This window comes from Micromonospora sonneratiae, from assembly GCF_042679305.1.
GTDB lineage: Bacteria > Actinomycetota > Actinomycetes > Mycobacteriales > Micromonosporaceae > Micromonospora_H > Micromonospora_H sonneratiae.
Genome location: NZ_JBHTMP010000145.1, coordinates 1 through 2,701 on the forward strand (window position 1 = coordinate 1; position 2,701 = coordinate 2,701).

Here is a 2,701-nt window from a genome sequence, read left to right on the forward strand (position 1 = left end):
GCCCCTCCCCGGGCCCGACGCCGGGCCCTCGGCCGGCCCGGCACCGCGCGGCGGCGCGGGGCGTGGTCACCTCTCTCATCCACACGGCAGTAGGCCGTGCCAACGCCCGCTCCGCGCCGCCGCACCCTTACCGTCTAAAACTCCAACCTCACTTGGCTTTAACAAAAACCAATGCATCTCGACCGAAATAACGAATCTTAGCATCTCTCACATGGAGGCTTCTTCAAAAGGGTTATCACAATAGCAACAGTCACGCTTGGTGCCACGCGTACACATCGCCCACACAATGACAATGACACCTTCCCGAAAGCAGGAAGCACTCGTAGCGTTTACTACTTACCGTGCGTAACCTACTTAAAGCAGCAAGCAATCTGACTGAATTCCGATAAACAGCGACCCGAGGCACCGTAAGGGTCGATCGCGCAGCGTACGAACCGAGCCCAATTTCGGGGTTGCCAAGTCGATCGGCCCAACGTCGGGCATCCCACTCTCGGCGCCAGTAGCCGTCGCGGGAGTTGACTCGATCGTTGCTGCACTGCGCATAGCCGGCACCACAGGTAGCGTCCATATCGGCGAAGATCGGCGCCTGCGCCAACGTTTGATCATCGCCTGCAACACGTCCAGCAACGCGCCCTGGATCTGCTCGCGCAGCGTTCTCATTCTCGGGTGCGGCCATCGTTCCATTCTTCTATTACGTGGTCGCCTCAAAGGACCGCACGTGGCCGCCCCCCCTACCTGCGCAACACGCTAATCACGGGCACGTTGTACACCACTTCTCTGAACACAACCCGCCTTGCCACAGGATCGCATTCGCCCGGTCGACGACTATATGGCCATCGATGGGCAGTTGATCTACCGGGTAACGGCCGCCGTGTCCACGTACGACACACACGGTGCGATAGCTCACACCCCACCACGACCACACGGTCACATCGACCACCTTCGAATCAAAGTTGTGAATGGAGTTGTGAAAACTCCTCCAGGTGACCCGCACGCGGAAAGTGCCTTCCGTGCGGGCTGTTTGGGACCTTCAACAGGCCTTATCATCCCAGTTCGGAAGGCACTTTCGTCTCCCCCGCCGACCACATGGATCACCACGCGTAAAACACCCGAGCTAAGGTCTCCAGGCGCTCATCATCCGGATTGGAATAACGGGAACGGCTCGATGCGGTGGGTTAGTCGCGAGAGGATAGCGTAACGAAGAGCCATGCCGGGTAGCGTTCCGGTCAGTGGTCGGTACAGGGCCCTGTGGTGGCCTGGAAATCCGTAGCAGGATACGTGTCGAGAGAGATGCAATATTCGGACAGAGAGTTCGCCAAGTATGGATGACCACCCGAGCCGCCGGTATAGCTACTGACAGAACAGTCGGCGTTCTGGCGGTGCTTATCGAAGGTATACTTGGCGCCATGCTTGTGAACGACAGCTCTCGCCGTCGATCCGGACGGCACCGACTTGGTGTACGTCCACTGCTTGGAATAGTTCGTTGAAGCAGTAAGTGAAATGCCGTACTCGCCACTGACCGAGGCCCAGACGGCACTAGCAGTGTATGTCCAGCTTGCAGAGAAAGTTCCGGAAAAGGATGCACCCTCGGTTTCCGCGTACGAAATGCTGCCGGGGCCTGCAAGCCAGGCGCTGTACGCCTCGGTCGCAAACCAACCCTTTGTTAGACTCTTGATGTCGTAGCCATCCTCAATTGGGCAACTCTGGACAACTTCCGGAGTTGAGGGTTTCGCTGCATGCGCATATATCGGCATGATCGCCGTGGCCAGCCCATTGGCAACAAAGAGACTTATTGCAAAGGCGGCGGTTCTCTTGAGGGGCAAAGCCTTGCTCCTATTCATTTAGGGCAATTTATTGGCAAGTTGTGGCAGTCGATCGACCCTGGACACATAAAGTAATGTCGTGAGGTATCTCCACTTCTCGAGTGACGCCAGTCGCTGAGTATGTCAGCCGCACCGCCTCAACCCGGTGAGTGCCTACGCTGACACTCAGGCCGAGAATCAGCTGATAAACCATTCCCTCTCCTGGGACAATCTCCGCGCCGACGGCGTCGTGCCATCGCTGCCCGGTCTGCTTGTTCGGCGGAAAGCTGCGCTGTATTCCGCTGACGTCAGTTCCGGCTAAGCGGAGTATCTTCGCACCCTCCACCGTCAAGCCATTGCCTCCCGAGGCGAATACCAGCTGCACTCCTTGTAGCCGAACTGCCTCATTCCCGATGTTGCGGAGGACGACCGCGCCATCCGCGATCACCTCTCCTCGCCGAGTTGGCACTTGATACGACGCCTTTTGCTCGATCGACACGAGAGTGCCAGCTCCAAGCGTCGGCGACACTGAGATGCTCGGTGAACTAGCTGTAGGCGAGGCGGGTGGCGCTCCGTTCACGTTGTCGCATCCGGTCAACGCGGTGAGCGCCAAGAGCACAGCTGCGTAGGCCGAAACCCCGACTCGGTGGATCTTCATAGAAAGATGATAATGAATCGGATCGGGCTGGGCGAACCTATGTTCGTAACGAGTTCGCAACTCTTCTGCTGGTGCTCGATCGTGACCGGCACCTGTACCAGCCAAAGCTCTTCACCACCGACACCATGAGGCTCCTTCAAAAGAATTAGTACGGCAGCCGCCGTTCGGGATCATGGTTGGAGTTCGAGGTTGAGGCGGCGTGTGTAGTGGGCTCGGCGGGCTCGGGCTTGATGTTGGCGTC

General features: G+C 58.2%; 1 protein-coding gene. It reads right to left on the reverse strand.

Going from position 1 to position 2,701, the window contains the following annotated elements:
* Positions 1–1,226: 1,226 nt before the first annotated feature.
* Positions 1,227–1,841 carry a hypothetical protein gene (locus ACFQ4H_RS34660; protein ID WP_377579489.1) on the reverse strand — a complete coding sequence of 205 codons (615 nt, stop codon included), beginning with the start codon at positions 1,839–1,841 and terminating at the stop codon, positions 1,227–1,229.
* Between the last annotated feature and the right edge of the window lie 860 nt (positions 1,842–2,701).

Bases quoted from the DNA above. Each gene is read 5' to 3' on its own strand.
- ACFQ4H_RS34660 (WP_377579489.1), bottom strand. From the start codon at position 1,841: ATGAATAGGAGCAAGGCTTTGCCCCTCAAGAGAACCGCCGCCTTTGCA.